Source organism: Caballeronia novacaledonica, assembly GCF_900258035.1.
Taxonomy (GTDB): Bacteria; Pseudomonadota; Gammaproteobacteria; order Burkholderiales; family Burkholderiaceae; genus Caballeronia; species Caballeronia novacaledonica.
In genome coordinates, this window is the sequence record NZ_OGTP01000020.1 from 23,338 (window position 1) to 43,863 (window position 20,526).

At 64.5% G+C, this 20,526-nt stretch carries 22 protein-coding genes; 19 read left to right on the plus strand and 3 right to left on the minus strand.

The annotated features are described in order from the left end of the window. Positions 1 to 89 precede the first annotated feature (89 nt). The 13 genes from NOV72_RS23840 to NOV72_RS23900 all read left to right on the plus strand — a co-directional run bounded on the left by NOV72_RS23840 (position 90) and on the right by NOV72_RS23900 (position 11,811). Positions 90 to 767 carry an SDR family oxidoreductase gene (locus tag NOV72_RS23840; protein WP_106857022.1) on the plus strand — a complete coding sequence of 226 codons (678 nt, stop codon included), beginning with the start codon at positions 90 to 92 and terminating at the stop codon, positions 765 to 767. 14 nt (positions 768 to 781) lie between these two features. Further along, positions 782 to 1,390, plus strand: coding sequence for a glutathione S-transferase family protein (locus NOV72_RS23845; RefSeq protein ID WP_106857099.1), 609 nt, complete (start codon positions 782 to 784; stop codon positions 1,388 to 1,390). Next, positions 1,387 to 1,806, plus strand: coding sequence for a YchJ family protein (locus tag NOV72_RS23850; RefSeq protein ID WP_106857023.1), 420 nt, complete (start codon positions 1,387 to 1,389; stop codon positions 1,804 to 1,806). Before NOV72_RS23845 ends, NOV72_RS23850 begins: the two co-directional genes overlap by 4 nt. 326 nt (positions 1,807 to 2,132) lie before the next feature. After that, the gene (locus tag NOV72_RS23855; RefSeq protein WP_106857024.1) at positions 2,133 to 3,389 is read left to right on the plus strand and encodes a dienelactone hydrolase family protein; all 1,257 of its coding nucleotides are present in this window, start codon (positions 2,133 to 2,135) and stop codon (positions 3,387 to 3,389) included. A 276-nt stretch (positions 3,390 to 3,665) separates the two neighbouring features. Then, positions 3,666 to 4,976: an adenosylmethionine--8-amino-7-oxononanoate transaminase gene (locus NOV72_RS23860; RefSeq protein WP_106857025.1), complete on the plus strand. Its 1,311-nt coding sequence runs from the start codon at positions 3,666 to 3,668 to the stop codon at positions 4,974 to 4,976. After that, complete coding sequence (gene bioF / locus NOV72_RS23865; protein ID WP_106857026.1) at positions 4,973 to 6,163, plus strand: 8-amino-7-oxononanoate synthase; 1,191 nt, start codon at positions 4,973 to 4,975, stop codon at positions 6,161 to 6,163. The genes NOV72_RS23860 and bioF overlap by 4 nt, the downstream gene beginning before the upstream one ends. Beyond that, on the plus strand, positions 6,160 to 6,861 hold the full coding sequence (gene bioD, locus NOV72_RS23870) for a dethiobiotin synthase (protein ID WP_106857027.1): 702 nt from the start codon (positions 6,160 to 6,162) through the stop codon (positions 6,859 to 6,861). Before bioF ends, bioD begins: the two co-directional genes overlap by 4 nt. 4 nt (positions 6,862 to 6,865) lie before the next feature. Beyond that, complete coding sequence (gene bioB, locus NOV72_RS23875) at positions 6,866 to 7,906, plus strand: biotin synthase BioB (protein WP_106857028.1); 1,041 nt, start codon at positions 6,866 to 6,868, stop codon at positions 7,904 to 7,906. Then, the gene (locus NOV72_RS23880) at positions 7,903 to 8,844 is read left to right on the plus strand and encodes a 2-hydroxyacid dehydrogenase (RefSeq protein WP_106857029.1); all 942 of its coding nucleotides are present in this window, start codon (positions 7,903 to 7,905) and stop codon (positions 8,842 to 8,844) included. Before bioB ends, NOV72_RS23880 begins: the two co-directional genes overlap by 4 nt. 29 nt (positions 8,845 to 8,873) lie before the next feature. Beyond that, complete coding sequence (locus tag NOV72_RS23885; RefSeq protein ID WP_106857030.1) at positions 8,874 to 9,797, plus strand: hydroxymethylglutaryl-CoA lyase; 924 nt, start codon at positions 8,874 to 8,876, stop codon at positions 9,795 to 9,797. 15 nt (positions 9,798 to 9,812) lie between these two features. After that, on the plus strand, positions 9,813 to 10,310 hold the full coding sequence (locus tag NOV72_RS23890) for a YbaK/EbsC family protein (RefSeq protein ID WP_106857031.1): 498 nt from the start codon (positions 9,813 to 9,815) through the stop codon (positions 10,308 to 10,310). A gap of 35 nt (positions 10,311 to 10,345) precedes the next feature. Next, complete coding sequence (locus tag NOV72_RS23895) at positions 10,346 to 10,903, plus strand: DUF1289 domain-containing protein (protein ID WP_245933136.1); 558 nt, start codon at positions 10,346 to 10,348, stop codon at positions 10,901 to 10,903. Further along, entirely contained in the window at positions 10,900 to 11,811 is a 912-nt protein-coding gene (locus tag NOV72_RS23900; protein ID WP_106857033.1) for an MBL fold metallo-hydrolase, read from the plus strand. The genes NOV72_RS23895 and NOV72_RS23900 overlap by 4 nt, the downstream gene beginning before the upstream one ends. A gap of 178 nt (positions 11,812 to 11,989) precedes the next feature. Here the strand turns inward: NOV72_RS23900 and NOV72_RS23905 are convergent, their stop codons facing one another. Next, on the minus strand, positions 11,990 to 12,880 hold the full coding sequence (locus NOV72_RS23905; protein ID WP_106857034.1) for an alpha/beta fold hydrolase: 891 nt from the start codon (positions 12,878 to 12,880) through the stop codon (positions 11,990 to 11,992). A 263-nt stretch (positions 12,881 to 13,143) separates the two neighbouring features. Here NOV72_RS23905 and NOV72_RS23910 point away from each other — a divergent pair, with 263 nt between their 5' ends. Continuing rightward, positions 13,144 to 14,106, plus strand: coding sequence for an NAD(P)H-dependent flavin oxidoreductase (locus NOV72_RS23910; RefSeq protein ID WP_106857100.1), 963 nt, complete (start codon positions 13,144 to 13,146; stop codon positions 14,104 to 14,106). 69 nt (positions 14,107 to 14,175) lie between these two features. Here the strand turns inward: NOV72_RS23910 and NOV72_RS23915 are convergent, their stop codons facing one another. Continuing rightward, entirely contained in the window at positions 14,176 to 15,288 is a 1,113-nt protein-coding gene (locus NOV72_RS23915) for a porin (RefSeq protein WP_106857035.1), read from the minus strand. On the opposite strand from NOV72_RS23915, the gene NOV72_RS32435 reads away from it, so the two are divergent. Then, the gene (locus NOV72_RS32435) at positions 15,287 to 15,685 is read left to right on the plus strand and encodes a hypothetical protein (RefSeq protein ID WP_181291153.1); all 399 of its coding nucleotides are present in this window, start codon (positions 15,287 to 15,289) and stop codon (positions 15,683 to 15,685) included. The genes NOV72_RS23915 and NOV72_RS32435 overlap by 2 nt on opposite strands. A gap of 97 nt (positions 15,686 to 15,782) precedes the next feature. Here the strand turns inward: NOV72_RS32435 and NOV72_RS23920 are convergent, their stop codons facing one another. Then, positions 15,783 to 16,151 carry a hypothetical protein gene (locus tag NOV72_RS23920; RefSeq protein WP_106857036.1) on the minus strand — a complete coding sequence of 123 codons (369 nt, stop codon included), beginning with the start codon at positions 16,149 to 16,151 and terminating at the stop codon, positions 15,783 to 15,785. A gap of 515 nt (positions 16,152 to 16,666) precedes the next feature. Here NOV72_RS23920 and NOV72_RS23925 point away from each other — a divergent pair. The 4 genes from NOV72_RS23925 (at position 16,667) to NOV72_RS23940 (ending at position 20,418) form a co-directional block, all read left to right on the plus strand. Continuing rightward, positions 16,667 to 17,686 (plus strand): bile acid:sodium symporter family protein, encoded by a 1,020-nt coding sequence (locus tag NOV72_RS23925; protein WP_106857037.1) that lies wholly within the window; start codon positions 16,667 to 16,669, stop codon positions 17,684 to 17,686. 211 nt (positions 17,687 to 17,897) lie between these two features. Continuing rightward, the gene (locus tag NOV72_RS23930; protein WP_342753427.1) at positions 17,898 to 19,031 is read left to right on the plus strand and encodes an acyl-CoA dehydrogenase family protein; all 1,134 of its coding nucleotides are present in this window, start codon (positions 17,898 to 17,900) and stop codon (positions 19,029 to 19,031) included. Continuing rightward, positions 19,019 to 19,810 (plus strand): PIG-L deacetylase family protein, encoded by a 792-nt coding sequence (locus NOV72_RS23935; RefSeq protein ID WP_106857038.1) that lies wholly within the window; start codon positions 19,019 to 19,021, stop codon positions 19,808 to 19,810. Before NOV72_RS23930 ends, NOV72_RS23935 begins: the two co-directional genes overlap by 13 nt. Then, positions 19,807 to 20,418, plus strand: coding sequence for a class I SAM-dependent methyltransferase (locus tag NOV72_RS23940; RefSeq protein WP_106857039.1), 612 nt, complete (start codon positions 19,807 to 19,809; stop codon positions 20,416 to 20,418). The genes NOV72_RS23935 and NOV72_RS23940 overlap by 4 nt, the downstream gene beginning before the upstream one ends. The last annotated feature ends 108 nt before the right edge of the window (positions 20,419 to 20,526 follow it).

Here is a 20,526-nt window from a genome sequence, read left to right on the forward strand (position 1 = left end):
CAACGATAGCCGAAAGGTCTGCGAACGATCCGCGACAGCGGGTCGCGCGCTATAGTCGCAAGGTCGTCCACACAAGGAATCTGTCGGTCATGAAAACGGTATTGATCGTCGGCGCGTCGCGCGGCCTCGGGCACGAATTCGCGCGCGCATATTGTCGCGATGGCTGGCGCGTGCTCGCCACCGCGCGCGACAAATCCTCGCTCTCCGCGCTCGACGCGATGGGCGCGCAAACCTTCCCGCTCGACGTCACGCAGCCCGAGCAGGTCGCCGCGCTCGCGTGGCAACTCGACGAGGAAAAGCTCGACGTGGCGATCGTCGTGTCGGGCGTGTACGGTCCACGCACCGAAAGCGTCGACACCATCGGCGCGGCGGATTTCGATCAGGTGATGCACACCAACGTTCGCGGCCCGATGCAACTGATTCCCGTGCTGCTGCCGCTCACCGATGCCGCGAACGGCGTGCTAGCGGTCGTGTCGAGCAAGATGGGCAGCATCGCCGAGACGAGCGGCACGACCGGCTGGCTGTATCGCGCGAGCAAGGCGGCGCTCAACTCGGCGCTGAAGGTGGCGTCGATCGAATCGCGTCATTCGGCGTGCATCGCGCTGCATCCGGGCTGGGTGCGCACGGAGATGGGCGGACCGTCGGCGGCGATCGACGTGGCGCACAGCGTGTCGGGCATGCGCGCGGTGATCGCCGAAGCGGGCGCGATGCGCGACGCGTTCAACGGAACCTTCGTGCAATACGACGGCACGAAAATCGAATGGTGAAACTGGAGCCAAATGTGACGTATCAGGTACACGGCGTTTCCGCATCGGGCAACTGCTACAAGGTTCGCCTCATCCTCGAACAACTCGGCCTGCCTTACGTGTGGCACGAAGTCGACATGATGCACGGCGCAACGCGCACCGACGCATTCAAACGGCTCAATCCGAACGGCAAGGTGCCGGTGCTCGTGATCGACGAGGAAACGACGCTTTCCGAATCCGGCGCGATCCTCTGCTATCTCGCCGATGGCACGCCGCTCATGCCGGGCGACCGCCTCGAACGCGCGCAGACGCTGCAATGGATGTTCTTCGAGCAATACAGCCACGAGCCGTTCGTCGCGGTGGCGCGCTTCATCCTGCAGTTTCAGAAGAATCCCGGCGATGCCCGGCTGCCCGAGAAAATCGCCGGTTCGTATCGCGCGCTCGACGTGATGGAGCAGCATCTCGCCGCGCGCACGTTTTTCGTCGGCGAGCGTTACGGCATCGCCGATATCGCGCTTTATGCCTACACGCACGTCGCCGATGAAGCAAACGTCGATCTGTCGCGCTATCCGGCGATCCGCGCGTGGCTCGAACGCGTGCGCAGCCAGCCGCGGCATGTCGCGATGCCGGGCGTCGATCAATGAAGCCGGTGGAATGTCCCTGCGGCGGCGCGGCGCCGGATCAGCGCCCGAACGCACGCGCGCCGCGTTACGAGGCGTGTTGCGGGCGTTTCATCGACGGCGGCGAAAAACCCGCCAACGCCATGGAACTGATGCGTTCGCGCTACACCGCCTACGCGCTCGGCGACACCGCATATCTTCGCGCGACGTGGGCGGAATCGACCTGCCCGCCCGATCTCGACGCATCCGGCGCCGGCACGCGCTGGCTCGGCCTGCAGATCCGCCGGCACACGCAAATCGACGCCGGTCACGAGGAAGTGGAGTTCGTCGCGCGCTACAAGGTCGGCGGGCGCGCGCACCGGCTGCACGAGGCGAGCCGCTTCACGCGCAATCGCGACGGGAACTGGATTTACATCGACGGTCAGATCAAAGAAAAGTAAATAGGTCTTTAAGAAAAATACCGCTTCACGCGGTATTAATTTCCTGAGAATTTCCTTTCAGATTAAACAGTTACGGGGTAGCACTTATTGTGCAGTGCAATTTTGAACGGTTAATCTCTGTTCACGTCAGGGCGCAGTCATCTCCGTGCCCGGACGCTCGCAGCGAAGCCCCGTTTTGAAGCCAATTGTCATGCCTTTTCCGGGCATGACTCCCGGAACCCGCAGCCGATACTGCTCTTCACGAGCAGCGCGATAGGTTTGTGACTTCAGAAAGCGTTGGGCGCGCCGTATCAACGTTTTATTGGAAGCGCAGTCGGAGTTCACGGATGGCGATCAGAACCTGGTTGGTCGGATGCAGCATGATAGGCGCGCTCGCGACGTCACTCGTCACGTCAGCCGTGCGCGCCGAACCGATCGGCGGCGTGCGTCAGACCGAAGGACTCCAGGCGCCCGCATTCGGCCAGCCGCTTTCCCGCATCCCCGATTCGCTCGACGCCGGCTTGCCCGCCGTCGCGAACGGTCTGAACGAAGCCGTCATCGACATTCCCGAAGCCGACATCGCGCTCGAAACCACCGTGTTCAAGCCGGACGGCGCCGGCCCGTTCCCGATGATCGTCTTCAATCACGGCAAGCTGCCCGGCGACTCGCACGCACAGCCGCGCAATCGTCCGGTCGCGCTCGCGCGTGAGTTCGTGCGCCACGGCTATGTCGTGGTCGTGCCGAACCGCCGCGGCTTCGCGGGCTCGGGCGGCGAATACGCCGGCCACGGCTGCGACGTCGAGGCGAACGGTTTCGCGCAGGCGCAGGACGTCGCCGCGACCGTCGCGTACATGAGCGAGCAGCCGTACATCGACAAGACGCATATCGTCGTCGCGGGCACGTCGCACGGCGGGCTGACGACCATCGCTTACGGCGCGCGCGATGCCGTCGGCGCGCCCGGCGTGCGCGGCCTCATCAACTTCTCGGGCGGCCTGCGTCAAGACGAATGCGCGGGCTGGCAGAAGAATCTCGTCAGCGCGTTCGGCGATTACGGCCAGAACGTGCGCCTGCCGTCGCTGTGGCTTTACGGCGACAACGACTCCGTCTGGCAAGGCGACCTTTCCGCGCAGATGTTCACCGCCTTCACGTCGCACGGCGCGCGCGCGAACATGGTCGATTTCGGCACCTACAAGAACGACGCGCATCGTCTCGTCGGCGATCGCGACGGCGTGCAGATCTGGTGGCCGCGCGTGAAGGCCTTCCTTGCGCAGATCGGCATGCCGACCGCCGTGCAGTATCAGGTTTCCGAGCCGAACATGCCGAGGGCGACCCACTTCGCGGACCTCGATTCCGTGCAGGCCGTGCCGTACGTCGATGAAAACGGCCGCGCCGGCTATCGCAACTTCCTCTCGCAGTATTCGAGCCGCGCGTTCGCGGTGTCGGATTCCGGCGCGTGGTCGTGGGCCGAGGGCGGCGACGATCCCATGGCCGTCGCCATCGCGAGTTGCCAGAAGCAGAGCGCCGATCCTTGCCGGCTGTACGCGGTGAACAATCGCGTCGTCTGGAACGATCAGGCTGCCGAGACGCAGACCGCATCGCGCTGAACGCGCCCTTTCCCGCTTCGTTCGAACGCCGGCCTTTGCGCCGGCGTTTTTGCGTCGATCGCATAACAACGCATCCAGTTGCGCGAAGTTGCGCGCCATAGCGCGTTTTCGCATTTCCGTTGGGCGCGCGCGCATGGCCAAAAAGCCTTCCGAATACGGAAGGTCGGGCTTCTTTTAGCGATAATTGACTCGCGCAGTTTCCCCAGCAACGCAAGCGTTCAGGCGCTTGCCCGACGTATCCGGCCTGCATCGCGCGTGCGGGCCTGGGAGCCGTTTTTGAACACAGAAGCCAATCAGGACTGGGTTGCCCGCTCGCTTGCGGCCGTGTGGCATCCGTGCACCCAGATGAAACATCACGAGCGCGTGCCGCTCGTGCCGATCGCGCGCGGCAAGGGCGCGTGGCTCTACGATCCGCAAGGCAACCGCTATCTCGACGCGATCAGTTCGTGGTGGGTGAATCTCTTCGGCCACGCGAACGACGACATCAACCAGGCGCTGAAGGATCAGCTCGACACGCTCGAGCACGCGATGCTCGCGGGCTGCACGCACGCGCCCGCCGTCGAACTGGCCGAGCGTCTTTCCGCGCTCACCGGCCGCACGCTCGGCCATGCGTTCTTCGCGTCCGATGGCGCGTCGGCGGTCGAAATCGCGCTGAAGATGAGTTTTCACTTCTGGCGCAATCGCGGCCAGGGCGAGAAGCGCGAGTTCGCGTGCCTCGCGAACAGCTATCACGGCGAAACGATCGGCGCGCTCGGCGTCACCGACGTCGCCATTTTCAAGGACGCGTACGATCCGCTGATTCGTCATGCGCATGTGGTCGCGTCGCCGGCGGCGGTGGGCGTCGATGAAGCCGTCGCCGCGATGCGCGCGCTTTTCGAGCAGCGTGCGCCGGCACTCGCGGCGGTCATCGTCGAGCCGCTCGTGCAGTGCGCGGCGGGCATGGCGATGTACGACGCCTCGTATCTCACGCAATTGCGCGCGCTGTGCGACGAATTCGGCGTGCATCTGATCGCCGATGAAATCGCCGTCGGCTGCGGGCGCACCGGTTCGTTCTTCGCGTGCGAGCAGGCGGGCGTCTGGCCGGATTTCATCTGCTTGTCGAAGGGCATCAGCGGCGGCTACTTGCCGCTTTCGATCGTCCTCACGCGCGACGAAATCTACGCCGCCTTCTACGACGAAGACGTGACGCGCGCCTTTTTGCATTCGCACTCGTACACGGGCAATCCGCTCGCGTGCCGCGCCGCGCTGGCGACGCTCGATCTGTTCGAGCGCGCGAACGTGCTCGCGGAGAACCGCCGCAAATCGGCGCTGCTGGGCGAGGCGTTGCGCGCGCAATTCGGCAAGCACGAACGCGTGAAGAACCTGCGCAATCGCGGCACGATCTTCGCGTTCGACGTCGATATCGACGACAAGACGTTCTCGCGCCGTTTCTTCGCCAACGCGCTGAAGCGCGAACTGCTCATGCGCCCGATCGGCACGACGGTCTACATGATGCCGCCGTACATCCTCTCCGACGACGAACTCCTGCTCCTCGCGCAACGCACGCGCGAAACGCTCGACGTCACGCTTCGTGGAGACGCCGCATGAGCCACACATCGCAGGCGCTTTACGAAACGCTGAAGCAAGGTCTCGCCGATATCGACGCGCGCGGCCTGCGCCGCCGCCGCAAGACGATCGACGGCGCGTGCTCCGCGCACATGAACGTGGATGGCCGCGAGCTCGTCGGCTTCGCGAGCAACGATTATCTCGGCCTCGCCGCGCACGAAGCGATCCGCGCGGCGCTCGCCGAAGGCGCGTCGCGTTACGGCGCGGGCAGCGGCGGCTCGCATCTGCTCGGCGGCCATTCGCGCGCGCACGCGCAACTCGAAGACGATCTCGCCGCGTTCTCGGGCGGTTTCGCCGACAACCCGCGCGCGCTCTACTTCAGCACCGGCTACATGGCGAACCTCGCGGTGGTGACCGCGCTGGCCGGGCGCGGCACGATCGTGTTTTCCGATGCGCTGAACCACGCGTCGCTGATCGACGGCGTGCGCCTGTCGCGCGCGGAAACGCAGATTTATCCGCACGCCGACATGGAAGCACTCGACGCGATGCTCGACGCCTCGCGCGATGGCGCCGCGACGAAGCTCATCGTCACCGACACGGTGTTCAGCATGGACGGCGACATCGCGCCGCTCGCGCGTCTCGTCGAACTCGCGGAGAAGTACGGCGCGTGGCTCGTCGTCGACGATGCACACGGCTTCGGCGTGCTCGGGCCGCAAGGGCGCGGAGCGCTGGCGCACTACGCGCTGCGCTCGCCGCATCTCGTCTATGTCGGCACGCTCGGCAAGGCGGCGGGCGTTGCGGGCGCGTTCGTCGCGGCGGATGAAACCGTCGTCGAATGGCTCGTGCAGCGCGCGCGTCCGTATATCTTCACGACGGCGTCGCCGCCGGCCGTCGCGCATGCGGTGTCGGCGAGCGTGAAAATCATCGCGGGCGACGAAGGCGACGCGCGCCGCGCGCATCTCGCCGCGCTCATCGAAACGACCCGCGCGATGCTCGAGCGCACGCGCTGGATGCCCGTCGATTCGCATACGGCCGTGCAGCCGCTCGTGATCGGCGGCAACGACGAAACGCTGGAAATCGCCGCCGCGCTCGACAAGCACGGCCTCTGGGTGCCCGCGATTCGTCCGCCGACGGTTCCGCAAGGCACGTCGCGCCTGCGCATTTCGCTGTCCGCCGCGCACAGCGAGGACGACCTCGCGCGCCTCGATCACGCATTGAACACGCTATGACCGCTTTATCGCTATTCGTCGCCGGTACCGACACGGAAATCGGCAAAACCTTCGTCTCCGCCGCGTTGCTGCACGGCTTCGCGCGCGCGGGCCTGCGCGCCGCCGCGATGAAGCCGATCGCGTCGGGCGCCGTCGAGCGCGACGGCGTGCTGCACAACGAAGACGCCGACCAGCTCGACGCCGCCGCGAACGTCGCGCTGCCGAACGACATCCGCACGCCGTTCATGATGCGCGAGCCGATCGCGCCGCATATCGCCGCCGCGCGTGAAGGCATTTTTCTGGACATCGGGCGCATTGTCGAAGCGCATCGGTTCGCGACGACGAAAGCGGATATCGTCGTGGTGGAAGGCGTCGGCGGCTTTCGCGTGCCGCTGACCGACACGCACGACACCGCCGATCTCGCCGTCGCGCTGAATCTGCCGGTGGTGCTCGTCGTCGGCATGCGGCTCGGCTGCATCAGCCACGCGCTGCTGACCGTGGAAGCCATCGCGTCGCGCGGATTGACGCTCGCGGGCTGGGTCGCGAATCGCGTCGACCCGAACATGCTGTATCCGGACGAAAATATCGCCACGCTCAGGCAACGTATCGAAGCGCCGCTTATCGGCGTGATTCCGCATCTCGCGCCGAACGACGCACGGCGCGCCGCCGATTCGCTCGACATCGGCCTTCTGACTCACCAGCTTCATCGAAAGGATTGACTTCATGACACATCAAACCGCCGCAGAGACCGCTTCCACGACCACGCCGCAACCGATGCAGCGCTGGCGCGTCGCCGATGTCGTCGCGCTGTACGACCTGCCGTTCAACGATCTGCTCTTTCGCGCGCAGACCGTGCATCGCGAACATTTCGATCCGAACGCGGTGCAGCTTTCCACGCTGCTCTCGATCAAGACGGGCGGCTGCGAGGAAGACTGCGCGTATTGTCCGCAGTCGGTGCATCACGACACCGGCCTCAAGGCCGAAAAGCTGATGGACGTCGAGGAAGTGCTGAAGGCCGCCGTCGTCGCGAAGTCCAACGGCGCGACGCGCTTCTGCATGGGCGCGGCGTGGCGCAATCCGAAGGATCGTCATCTCGAGCCGATCAAGGACATGATTCGCGGCGTCAAGGCGATGGGCCTCGAAACCTGTGTGACGCTCGGCATGCTGGAAGCGCATCAGGCGAAAGGACTGCGCGACGCCGGTCTCGATTACTACAACCACAATCTCGATACGTCGCCCGAGTTCTACGGCCAGATCATCTCGACGCGCACGTATCAGGATCGTCTCGACACGCTCGAACACGTGCGCGACGCGGGCATCAACGTGTGCTGCGGCGGGATTGTCGGCATGGGCGAATCGCGGCGCGAGCGCGCCGGGCTGATCTCGCAGCTCGCGAACATGGAGCCGTATCCGGAATCGGTGCCGATCAACAATCTCGTGCAGGTCGCGGGCACGCCGCTCACCGGCGTCGATGCGCTCGATCCGTTCGAGTTCGTGCGCACGATCGCGGTCGCGCGCATCACGATGCCGAAAGCAATGGTGCGTCTCTCCGCCGGCCGCGAGCAGATGGACGAAGCGTTGCAGGCGCTGTGCTTCGCGGCGGGCGCGAATTCGATCTTCTACGGCGACCAGCTTCTGACGACGAGCAATCCGCAAGCCGAAGCGGACCGCAAGCTGATCGAGCGTCTCGGCATGCGCGCGGAAGCTGCGCAGAATGTCGGCGTCGAAAGCGCGGAGCGCGCGTGCGGTCACGGCCACGCATGAAGATCATCTTCTACGAAAAGGGCGCCGATATCGACGCATGGCTCGGCGGCCTGCGACGCGAGTTGCCGGACGCGGACCTGCGCGTGTGGGAGCCGGGCGACACCGCGCCCGCCGATTACGCGATCGTCTGGCGCGCGCCGCGCGAGCTTTTCGCGAATCGTCCCGACCTGCGGGCCGTGTTCAATCTCGGCGCGGGCGTCGACGCGATTCTCGATGTCGAACGCAAGGAACCCGGCACGTTGCCGCCGAACGCGAAGCTCGTGCGCCTCGAAGATACCGGCATGGCGCAGCAGATGGTCGAATACGCGACTTACTGCGTGCTGCGTTATCTGCGCCGTTTCGACGAATACGACGCGCTGCAACGCGAAGGCCGCTGGGAAAAGCGGCCGCAGCACGCGCGCGAGTCATTCACGGCCGGCGTGCTCGGGCTTGGCGTGCTGGGCGCCGAAGTCGCCAAGGGGCTGCTGAAGCTCGGCGTGCCGGTGCGCGGCTACAGCCGTTCGCCGAAGACGATCGAAGGCGTGCAGGTTTTCGCGGGCCCCGAACAGTTCGACGCCTTTCTCGACGGCGTGAAGGTGCTCATCAATCTGTTGCCGCACACGCCCGACACCGAAGGCATTCTGAACGCGCGCACGTTCGGCGGGCTCGCGCGCGGCGCGTATCTGGTGAACGTCGCGCGCGGCCCGCATCTCGTCGATGCCGATCTGCTCGGCGCGCTCGACAGCGGCCAGATCGCCGCCGCCACGCTCGATGTCTTCCACACGGAACCGCTGCCGCGCGATCATCCGTTCTGGACGCATCCGCGTGTATCGGTCACGCCGCACATTTCGGCGGAAACGCTGCGCGACGAAAGCATCGTGCAGATCGCGGGCAAGATCAGGGCGCTTGCGCGCGGCGAACCGATAAGCGGTATCGTCGATTTCAAGCGCGGATACTGAACAACGCATCGCAGACAAAGGAGACAGCCATGATTCCGGCCAGAGTGAAGATCGTCGAAGTCGGGCCGCGCGACGGCCTGCAGAACGAAAAGCAGTTCGTGCCGACCGAAACCAAAATCGAGCTCGTGAACCGGCTCGCGCGGGCGGGCATCGCGAATGTGGAGTCGACGTCGTTCGTGTCGCCCAAATGGGTGCCGCAAATGGCCGACGCCACCGCCGTCATGGCGGGCATCGAGCGCCGTCCGGGCACGATCTACTCGGTGCTGACGCCGAACATGCGCGGCTTCGAAGGCGCGCTCGAATCGAAGGCCGATGAAATCGTGATCTTCGGCGCGGCGAGCGAGGCGTTCTCGCAGAAGAACATCAATTGCAGCATCGCGGAGAGCATCGCGCGTTTCGAACCGGTCGCGAAGGCCGCGAAGGACGCCGGCATGCGCCTGCGCGGCAGCATTTCGTGCGCGCTCGGCTGCCCGTATCAGGGCGAAGTGAGTATCGAGTCGGTCGTGGATGTCGTCGAACGCATGAAGGCGCTCGGCTGCGATGAAATCGACATCGCCGATACGATCGGCGTCGGCACGCCCAAACGCACCCGCGAAGTGCTCGCAGCGGCGCAGAAGGTGTTTCCGCGCGAGCGCCTTTCCGGGCACTTCCACGATACGTACGGACAGGCCATCGGCAACATTTATGCGGCGCTGCTCGAAGGCATCGAGATTTTTCACGCTTCGGTCGCGGGGCTCGGCGGCTGTCCGTACGCCAAGGGCGCGACGGGGAATGTCGCGACGGAAGACGTCGTCTATCTGATGAACGGGCTCGGCATCGAGACGGGCGTCGATCTCGATCAGCTCGTCGATATCGGCGATTTCATTTCGCACGCCACGGCCAAGCCCACTTCGTCGCGCGCCGGCCGCGCGATCTTCACGAAGAAGCGCGACGGTGTCGCCGCCTGCGCCTGAACGACAAGGACAACGATGATCGATTCATTACCCGAATCCGCGCGCCGCGTCGCGCTGTTGCTGAAAGAACGCGGCCATCCGCACGACGTCGTGATGCTGCCCGAAACGGGCAAGACATCGGCCGAGGCTGCAGCCGGGCTCGGCTGCGCGGTCGCGCAGATCGCGAAGTCCATTCTCTTTCGCCGCAAGGAAGACGACGCGCCCGTGCTCGTGATCGCGAGCGGAGCGAATCGCGTCGATGAGGCGAAGGTCGCGGCGCGCGTCGGCGCGCTGGCCCGCGCGGATGCGAAGTTCGTGCGCGAGAAGACCGGTTATGCGATCGGCGGCGTGTGCCCGATCGGTCACGCGGTCGAACCGGTCACGCTGATCGACGAAGACCTGCTCGCGCTCGACAGTCTCTGGGCCGCGGCCGGGCATCCGCATGCGGTGTTCAATCTGTCGCCGCAGGAACTGATCGAGCTGACCGGCGCGCCGGTCGTCGATGTCGCGTTGCGCGAGACGGCCGAGTCATGACCGGCGTGGCGTCGCCGTGCGTCGACGTCTGCCGCATGAATCCGGAGACCGGTTTCTGCGACGGCTGCCTGCGCACCATCGACGAAATCGCGGCGTGGGCCTCCTCTGGCGATGACGAAAAGCGCGCGGTGCTGGCGCGCGTGGAGAGCCGTCGCCAGGGCGCGCGCGTCGTGACGATCGGCGAATCGATCGAAGCGACGCTCGCGCTGCCGCCCGATTCGATCAAGCACTTCGCGACGCTCGTCAACGATCTCAACCCGCTGCACCACGACGACGCCTATGCGCGCGCGAGCCGCTTCGGTTCGCTGATCGCGTCCGGCACGCAGCCGAGCGCGCATCTGATGGCGATGCTCGCCACGCATTTCTCGCGCGACGCGCAGCCGCTCGGCCTCGAATTCGGCATCAAACTCACGCGCGCGGTGAAGGCGAACGACGTCATCACGATGTTCTGGCGCGTCACCGAAGCGAAGTGGAAAACGAGCCTGAACGGCGACCTCGTGAAGCTCGAAGGCGGCGCGCGCAACCAGCACGGCGAGACGGTGATGAAGGCGACGGCGACCATCGTCGTGATGCCGAAGGAGACGCGCACGTGAAGGCGCTTCCGGAATCGATGACGGTGTTCGAGCGCGGCTGGCTCTCGTCGAACAACGTGCTGTTCGCGAGCGGCGAAGGCACGGCGATCGTCGATACGGGCTATGCATCGCACGCGCCGCAGACGCTCGCGCTCGTCAAGCAGAAGCTCGGCGCGCGCAGGCTCGATCTGATCGTCAACACGCATCTGCATTCGGATCATTGCGGCGGCAATGCGCTGCTTCAGCACCAGTACGCGTGCGACACGCTGATTCCGTCAAGCGAAGCGCACGCCGTGCGCGCGTGGGACGAAGAAGCGCTGACCTTCCGCGCAACCGGCCAGCGTTGCGAACGCTTCGGTTTCACGGGCACGATCGAAAACGGCGCGAAGCTCGAACTCGGCGGCTTCGACTGGAACGTGCTCGGCGCGCCGGGCCACGATCCGCATTCGCTCATGCTGCATTGCCCGGAGACGCGTGTGCTCATCAGCGCCGACGCGTTGTGGGAAAACGGCTTCGGCGTGATCTTTCCCGAACTCGAAGGCGACAGCGGTTTTGCGGAAGAGCGCGCGGTGCTCGGACTGATTTCGACGCTCGACGTCGATATCGTGATTCCCGGCCACGGCGCACCGTTCGCCGACGTTGCACGCGCGCTCGACGTTGCTTTCTCGCGGCTCGATTACTTGCAGGCCGATCCCGCGCGCAACGCGAAGAACGCGCTCAAGGTGCTGATCGTCTTCAAGCTGATGGAAGTGCGCGCGATGTCCTTCGACGCAGTTCTCGCGATGACGGAGCAAGCCCGCTCGATGCGCGCCGCCGCCGATGCGCTCGCGCCGCCGAACGAACGCCGGGCGCTTATCGAGACACTTGTCGGGGAACTGGCGCGCGGCGGCTCGGTGAACGTGAGCGGCGCGATGGTGTCGGCGGCCTGAATCGAACCGCACACACAAAAGAAAGCCGCTTGTCAGCTACGGCAAGCGGCAGAATCATAGGGACGTGATCAACGTCCAACGTATCGTAGCGCGACACTATTTCACGTGCATCGGTGCTTTCCCTACAAAATTTTAACGATCACCTGAATCGGCGTAAGACCCAATGCCGGCGCGGGCTTCAGGGCGCATCGGCCTCGAAGAAGGCGAGCATTTCCGCGAGCAGCATGTCGGGCTTCTCCTCGGGAATGTAGTGCCCGCACGGCAGCGCGCGGCCACTCACGTCACGCGCGACGCGCCGCCATTCGTCGAGCGCATCGAAGCATTGTTCGATCACGCCTTCCTGTCCCCACAACACGCGCAGCGGACACGCGACCTTCAGTCCGCGTTCGAGATCGGCGCGGTCGTGATCCAGATCGATGCTCGCCGACGCGCGGTAGTCCTCGCACATCGCGAAGATCGCACCGGGCGATGCGAGCGCGTCGCGATACGCCTGCAATGCGTGCGGCGCGAACGGCGCGAGTCCCGCATGCCGGTTGCCCATCACGCGATCGATATAGGCGTTCGGATTGCCGCCGATCAGCAACTCCGGCAGCGGCGACGGCTGAATCAGCAGAAACCAGTGGAAGTACGCGGTCGCGAATGCGCGGTCGGTCGCTTCGTACATCGCGAGCGTCGGCGCGATATCGAGCAGCATCAGACGATCGACGGCGTCGGGGAAATCCATCGCCATGCGATGCGCGACACGCGCGCCGCGATCGTGCGCGCAGACCAGAAAGCGCTCGAAGCCGAAGTGACGCATCACCGCGACCTGATCGGCGGCCATCGCGCGCTTCGAATACGGCGTGTGACGCGCGTCGCTTTTCGGCTTCCCCGACGCGCCGTAGCCGCGCAAATCCGTGGCGAAGACGGTGAAGTGCCTGGCAAGATCGCCGGCGCACTTGTGCCAGATTTCGTGCGTTTGCGGGTGGCCGTGCATGAGCAGCAGCGGCGGCCCGTCACCGCCTTTCATTCCGACGATCTCGACGCCCCCCGCATCGACGCGAAACGGTTCGTAGTCTCCGAAAGACATGATGTTTTCTTGTTCGTGGCGTTGCGGACCATTGTAGGCGCGGGGCCGCGATTGCTCACGCGCCGGAAGGCATGCAAACGTGGAAACCGAATACTTCCTCGGGAAATGGCGGATATCCCGCGAACGATGGCCCGCCTATAATCGAACGATCGTTCGCTGGCCGGGCGCGCAGGTTTTCCGGAAAATGATCGTGCGTGCCGAATCGAGCGCCAGTTCATAAAATGCTTCCAATGCTGCCCGGACACATTCAGGAGATTCGCGCCATGGCCCTGCCCGCCGTCTTGCAGCACCTTTCATTGCCCGTCGTCGGTTCGCCGATGTTCATCGTCAGTTATCCCGAGCTCGTGCTTGCGCAATGCAAGGCGGGGATCGTCGGCTCGTTTCCGGCGCTGAACGCCCGCCCCGCCGAATTGCTCGACGAATGGCTCACGCAAATACAAAGCGAGCTTGCCGCGCACAAGGCGGCGAATCCCGATGCGGTCATCGGACCGATCGCCGTCAATCAGATCGTGCATCAGTCGAATGCGCGGCTGGAGCAGGACGTGCGCGTGTGCGTCGAGCACAAGGTGCCGATCTTCATCACGAGCCTGCGCGCGCCGGTCAAGGAAATGATCGACGCGGTGCACTCGTACGGCGGCATCGTGCTGCACGACGTCATCAATCTGCGACACGCGCAGAAAGCGCTGGAAGCGGGCGTCGACGGCCTCATTCTCGTCGCGGCGGGCGCGGGCGGACACGCGGGCACGACCTCGCCGTTCGCGCTCGTCGGCGAAGTGCGGCGTATCTTCGACGGTCCGATCGTGCTGTCGGGCGCGATCGCCAACGGCGGCTCGATTCTCGCCGCGCAGGCGATGGGCGCGGACCTCGCCTACATGGGCACGCGCTTCATCGCGACGAAAGAAGCGCACGCGCTGGAGGAATACAAACGCGCGATCGTCGATGCGCAAGCCGCCGACATCATCTACACGAATCTCTTCACGGGCGTGCACGGCAACTACATCCGCGAGAGCATCGTCAACGCGGGGCTCGATCCGGACGCGCTGCCCGAATCCAACAAGGGCGCGATGAACTTCGCCGAAGGCACGAGCAAGGCGAAGGCGTGGAAGGAAATCTGGGGCGCGGGGCAAGGCGTCGGGCTGATGCAAGACGTGCCGAGCGTCGCCGAATTGGTCCAGCGGCTGAAGCACGAGTACGACGACGCGAAGACGCGCCTCGCGATCGGCTGATTTTTTTCCGATAGCCGCAAAAAACACCGCGCACGTAGCGCGGTGTTTTCGTTTTGGCGTCTGCGCTGCTTAGAACTTCGCGCGGATGCCGACGCCGAACGTGTCGCCCGACGACAGGCTCGTGTACTTGTCGTTCAGGTACGCCGCGTAGACGTCGGTGCGCTTCGACAGCGGGTAGTCGTAGCCGAGCGCCCAGCTCTTGTGCGTCTGGTCGAGGCCGCCGTTGCTGCGCGAGTACGCGTACGACGCCATCACCGTGCCCGGGCCGACCGGCACCGTCACGCCGCCTTGTCCGGTGTTGACGTGGAACGTGCCGGGGCCTTCGAAGTCGTTCTTCGTGTACATGTACTGCGCGAAGAACTTGACGAACTTCATGTCGAACGACGCACCCAGTTGCCCGACGCTCTGGCTCTTGTAGCCGGGCGTCGCGAAGCCGTCGATCGTCGTCAGGTCGCCGGGCGTGTTGTTGAAGTTCACGTACTGATAAACGCCCGTGGCCGCGAACGGGCCGTGGAAGTACAGGAACTGCGCGCTGTACTTCTTCGAGCGGCCGTCGCCGGCGTTGTTGCCGAAGCTGTACATCACGCTGCCCGACAGACCGTTGAAGTCAGGCGACGTGTACTGCACCGAGTTGTTCCAGCCCGAATCGCCGACCACGCCCTGATCCGTCCGGTACGTCGGGAACGTGCCGGCGCCGAGGAACACGTGATAGACCATCGGCGAGAAGACGTACGAATCGACGAACGGGTTGAAAAGAATCGTCGAGACGAAGAGTTGCGTCGTCAGGCGGCCTGCCGTGAACGTACCGATCGGACCTTGAATGCCGACGTACGAGTTGCGCGCGAAGAAGGTGTCGCCCTGGAAGCGGCCGTACTGGCCGTTCTGCGCGCGGAAGAAGCTTTCCAACGTGAAGATGGCCTTGTAGCCGCCGCCGAGATCTTCGGCGCCCTTCAAGCCCCAGTAAGACGTCGACATGCCGCCGCCGCTGACATTCCACGCGCGATCGCTGCCGGGAAACTTGGTGGCGCCGACCCATTCGTCGACCTGCCCGTACAGCGAAACGCTCGATTGCGCGTGCGCCGCGCCCGCGGCGAATAGGCCGAGCATCGCTGCGGCAACTGCGGTGGCCTTGACCGTTGCTCTCACCGTAGTCTTCGGCGCACGGTTGACGGTTGACTTCATGAACTCTCCTGTCTTTTGTCGAAAATTGAAAGCTTGGCGGGCGAGGAGCGTTGCACTCGCCTCGTCTGACCGGCTTGGCGGTTTTGTGGGCGAGAGTGGCATCGCGTGTGGAGCGGCACCATCTTTACGGACCATTTTTCCGGTCAAAAATGTTTTTGGTTATTGCGGGTATAGCGGTTCGGATAATGCCGGCCGCGCACACACGCGGCGGAACGCACCGTGTCAATTGCGCGCGAGGATTTTCTTGATGCTCGACGCTTTGCAAAGCGAGCACCGGCGCGCCTGTCGAAGCACCGAAAGCCGTTCGAAATTTGGAAATAGGACATTTCGCCGCGCAGGGCGCATTGTCCGCGCGCGGGAAAAAGAGCGGTATTTCTTGAAGAAAATCGACGCGTAACTGTGGCGAGATTACGTCATCGTGACAACGGAACTGGACGCGTCAATACTTTCTCGTTCCGTGCCGAACGGCAACTATCAGGGATGAGGCCGGGAAATCAGTTGCGATAGTTCGCGTTGGCCGGCGTGCGGCCGTCGTCCGCCGGACGTCCGGGCTGGCGCGGCAAACTGCGTTCTTCGTTGTAGCGCGTGATGTCGGCACGGATGGAACCCGCGCCGCGCAGGGGCACCGCCTGATCGGCGCGCGGGCCGGGGCGCACTTCGGCGCTGACAGGCGTCAGGCCGTCCTTGGCCGCGACTGGCGTGTAATGCAGCGATTGCCGGCTCGCGGCGGAATCGTCGAAGACTGCCGACGACAGCCATTCGGCACGCGGCCCCGCAAGCGCGAGCGAACCCGCCACCGCCAGCGCGCCGAGCGCAGCGGATGCGAAAAGCCGGGTAGTCTTGCGAAAGCCAGTGAGCGTCATGTCGAAGCAGCCTGCGTCCGACCGATATTCCCGTCCGTGCGCCGAAAGCGGAGCTTCCGATTCAGGCGGACAACCGGCCGTAGTCGGAACATCCGGGTCGCTGCATCGAGGCAATGCAAAAACCCGCCAACCGGTGTACCCAACAATTTATTTCGCGCCGCGACGACAGTCGAGCCAAAAAGTGTTAGACCTGCGCGATGGTTGTAACACCATGTTACGTCAGAGTTTTTTCGTGTCGGCCGACTGTTTCGGATCACCAATCATGTGATGAAAATTGTGCTGGACAGACGTTTGCGGAAGCCGCGAAATTGACGCAAGCGGGGCCCGAATGTTGCTCCCTCCGAAGTTCGGCCTCGAGTGGAGAATCTCGTGCTTTCATGCGCATCGGTAATCAATCGATCCTGTAAATGAATTTGCCAATTTAATCGGCCACGGGCGAAAATCATGGTTTTTCCTGACTTGACGATGAATGCGCCGGACATTTCGAACGGCGTATTCAGGCACGAGAACCTCTGATGGCACGGCCCAAACTTCTTCCTGACAACTTCACGCTGGCGCTCGTCGGCACGGTCATCGTCGCCAGCCTGCTGCCTTGCCGCGGCGGCGCGGCGATTGCGTTCAACTGGATCACCGATATCGCCATCGGCCTGCTGTTCTTCCTGCACGGCGCAAAACTTTCCCGCGAGGCGATCGTTGCCGGTGCGACGCACTGGCGGCTGCATCTCGTCGTGCTGCTCAGCACGTTCGCACTCTTCCCGCTGCTCGGCCTCGCGCTCAAACCGGTGCTCACGCCGCTCGTCACGCCCGCGCTCTACACCGGTATCCTCTTTCTCTGCACGCTGCCGTCCACGGTGCAATCGTCGATTGCCTTCACGTCGATGGCAAAAGGCAACGTACCGGCGGCGGTGTGCAGCGCGTCCGCGTCGAGCCTGCTCGGCATTTTCATCACGCCGGCGCTCGTCGGACTGGTCGTGAGCGGTCACGGCACGACGACCGGCTCGCCGTGGCAGACCGTCGGCAACATCACGCTGCAACTGCTCGTGCCGTTCGTCGCGGGGCAATTGCTGCGGCCGGTCATCGGAAAATGGATCGACAAGCATCGCGCGATGCTCAAGTTCGTCGATCAGGGCTCGATCCTGCTCGTCGTGTACGTGGCGTTCAGCGAGGCCGTGAACGAAGGCATCTGGCATTCGATCTCGCTTTCGACGCTCGCGGGCCTGCTCGCCGTCAACATCCTGCTGCTGGCGGCCGCGCTTTTCATCACGGCGTTCACGGCGAAGCGCCTGGGCTTTTCCCGCGCGGATCAGATCACAATCATCTTCTGCGGCTCGAAAAAGAGCCTCGCCTCCGGCATTCCGATGGCGAAGGTGATCTTCGCGTCGCACGCGGTTGGCGCGGTCGTGCTGCCGCTCATGCTCTTCCATCAGATCCAGCTCATGGTGTGCGCGGTGCTCGCGCAACGCTGGGGTTCGCGCAAGACGGCGCCCGAACCCGCGCGCCAGGACAAGAACGTGGCCGCGCCCGCGCGCCGTTGATTCGCGTCGTCTGCCTCACCGTCATTCTTCCTCCCTCTAACGAAGGCCGCCCCGCGCGGCCTTTGCGTCATTTGAGCCCCGCCGCGCGCCGATGTCGATTCGGCCGGATGGCATAGGCCGAAACGCCTGACCGCTCACATCGATTTTCGAAATTGTGTTGCCCATCGTCCGACGCTTTGGCCTACGTCTTTCGGCCGAATGGCGCCCGGGCATGTGCCTTGCCACACTCTTGTTCAACATCGGGCAGAAACAGACACAGGACAAGCATGCGCACACCACGCGTCACCCATCGAAGGCGGAAGGGACGATGATTCACGTCGAACATCACACGACGGCATCCGCCATGCGCGCGTTTCTCGACGACATGCCGTTTGAACGCGGCAGCGCGAAAGACGCGGGCCGCGCGCTGCATGCGCTGATCGGCGCGGGCCTCGACCGCCTGCCTTTGCCGGGGCGCGGCAACACAGCCGAACGCTGGCGCGCGCTCGGTGAAGTCGCCGCGTTCGACTTGTCGCTGGTCAAGCTGTACGAGGGCCACACCGACGCGCTCGCGATCCTCGCCGAACTCGGCGCCGCGCCACCGGAGCGCGAAAGCGCATGGGCCGTGTGGGCCGCCGAGCCGCCGAGCGCAAGGCTATCGGCGCTAGGCGGTACCGATGCAAACGCGGTGCTCCTGCAAGGCACGAAGGCGTGGTGTTCGGGCGCGGCGTCGGTCACGCATGCGCTCGTGACGGCCTGGAACGAACGCGACGAACCGGTGCTCGCCGCCGTCGACCTGAGACACGACGGCGTGCGGATCACCGATGCCGGCTGGCAAGCGGTCGGGATGCAGGCGAGCGCGAGCGTCGACGTGGATTTCGAGCGCGTGCCCGCGCTTCTCGTCGGTTCTGCGCGCGCGTATGTCGAGCGCCCCGGCTTCTGGCACGGCGGCGCGGGGATCGGCGCGTGCTGGCTCGGCGCGGCGGCCGGAATCGCGGCATTCGTGGCGCGCGACGCGAAGCATCGGCCAGGGCCGCACAAGCTCGCGCATCTCGGCGCCATCGACACGACTTTGAGCGCCACCGCCGCGCTGCTGCGCGAGACCGCGGCGTTCATCAACCAGTCGCCGCATGCCGATGCAATGGCGCCCGCGATTCGCGCACGCCTCGCGGCGGAGCATGCGGCGGCGCTCGTCGTGGCGCGCGCAGGTCGTGCGCTGGGTGCCGCGCCGCTGTGCCGCGACGCGCACTTCGCGCAACTCATGGCCGACCTGCCAGTATTCATTCGACAAAGCCACGCCGAGCGGGACGAAGCATCGCTCGCCGAGCGCGTGATAGAGGAGGGACGGACTTCATGGCAGGTATGACCACACAAGCGCCAACCGACGAAAACGCAGCCGACCGCGCGATATCGGGCGAGGGCACGTCCGAGGCCACATGGCAGGGATGGGCGCGTCTCAATGCGCTGCCTGAAGTCGATCCTGCTGAACTGGTGCCGTTTGGCGGACGGGCTGTCGTAGTCGCGCCACACCCGGACGACGAAGTGCTCGGCACCGGCGGCCTGCTCGCGCGTCTCTCGGAAATAAGCCGGCACATACTCATCGTCGCCGTCACGGACGGCACCGCGAGTCACCCTGATTCGACCGAATGGCCGCCGGAACGCCTTGCGCGTGTACGTCCGCAGGAAACGAAAACGGCCCTTCAGCGGCTGCATCTGCGTCAGGTGCAGGTCACGAGGCTCGGACTTCAGGACGGCGCGCCGGGTCGCATCGAAACGAGCTTGTCAGGATCACTATCCGAAATTCTTCGACCCGGCGATATCGTATTCACCACTTGGCGCTATGATGGGCACCCCGACCACGAGGCGGCCGGGCGCGCCGTTCATTCCGCGGCACAAGCGCTCGACCTTCCCTGCGTGGAAGTGCCGCTCTGGACCTGGCACTGGGCGTCGCCTGACGATACGCGCGTGCCATGGAGCCGTGCTCGCCGAATCGTTCTCGACGGCGCGACGCATGCCCGGAAGCTTCGGGCCGTGCAGGCTTTTCGGAGCCAGCTCGATCCCGATTCCACGACCGGACAGGCGCCAGTGCTCCCCGAGCATGTACTGGCCCGGCTGACCCGGCCTTTCGAAGTCGTACTCATATGAACAACACGAACGACAATACTAAGCAGTACTTCGATAACCTGTATCGACAAAACGACGATCCCTGGAAAATCAGGAATCGCTGGTATGAACGGCGCAAGCGGGCACTCATGCTCGCCTCGCTGCCCCACGAGCGGTATGCGCGCGCATTCGAGCCCGGTTGCGGCAACGGCGAGCTGACCGCCTTGCTCGCGACGCGCTGCGACGAGCTGATCGCAACGGACATCGCCGAGGATGCCGTGGCGCTCACGCGGCAACGCGTCGCTCAGTGTCCTAATGTGACCGTCAAGCAGATGCTTCTGCCCGATGCCTGGCCAAGCGGCAAGTTCGATCTCGTCGTGATCAGCGAAATCGGTTATTACCTTGACGAGCCACAGCTATGGCATATCGTCGAGCACATACATCAGACGCTGTCGCGCAATGGCGCTGTCGTCGCGTGTCACTGGCGACGGCCGATAGAAGGCTGGGAGCAGAACGGCGACGACGTGCACGCCAAATTGCGCGGCCGCATGAGTCTTCCGCTGCTCAGCCACTATTGGGACGACGACCTCGTTCTCGACGTATGGACGCCCGACAAGCGCTCGGTCCACGACCGGGAAGCTTCGGCGTAGTGTTTTCTGATTTTTACTAAACAAACAAACTGCAAGGAATCGTATATCCATCAAGGCTCTACTGGTTTTCTCCAATCTCTTTAGACCATTCGGTCGTCTGTTTTTACT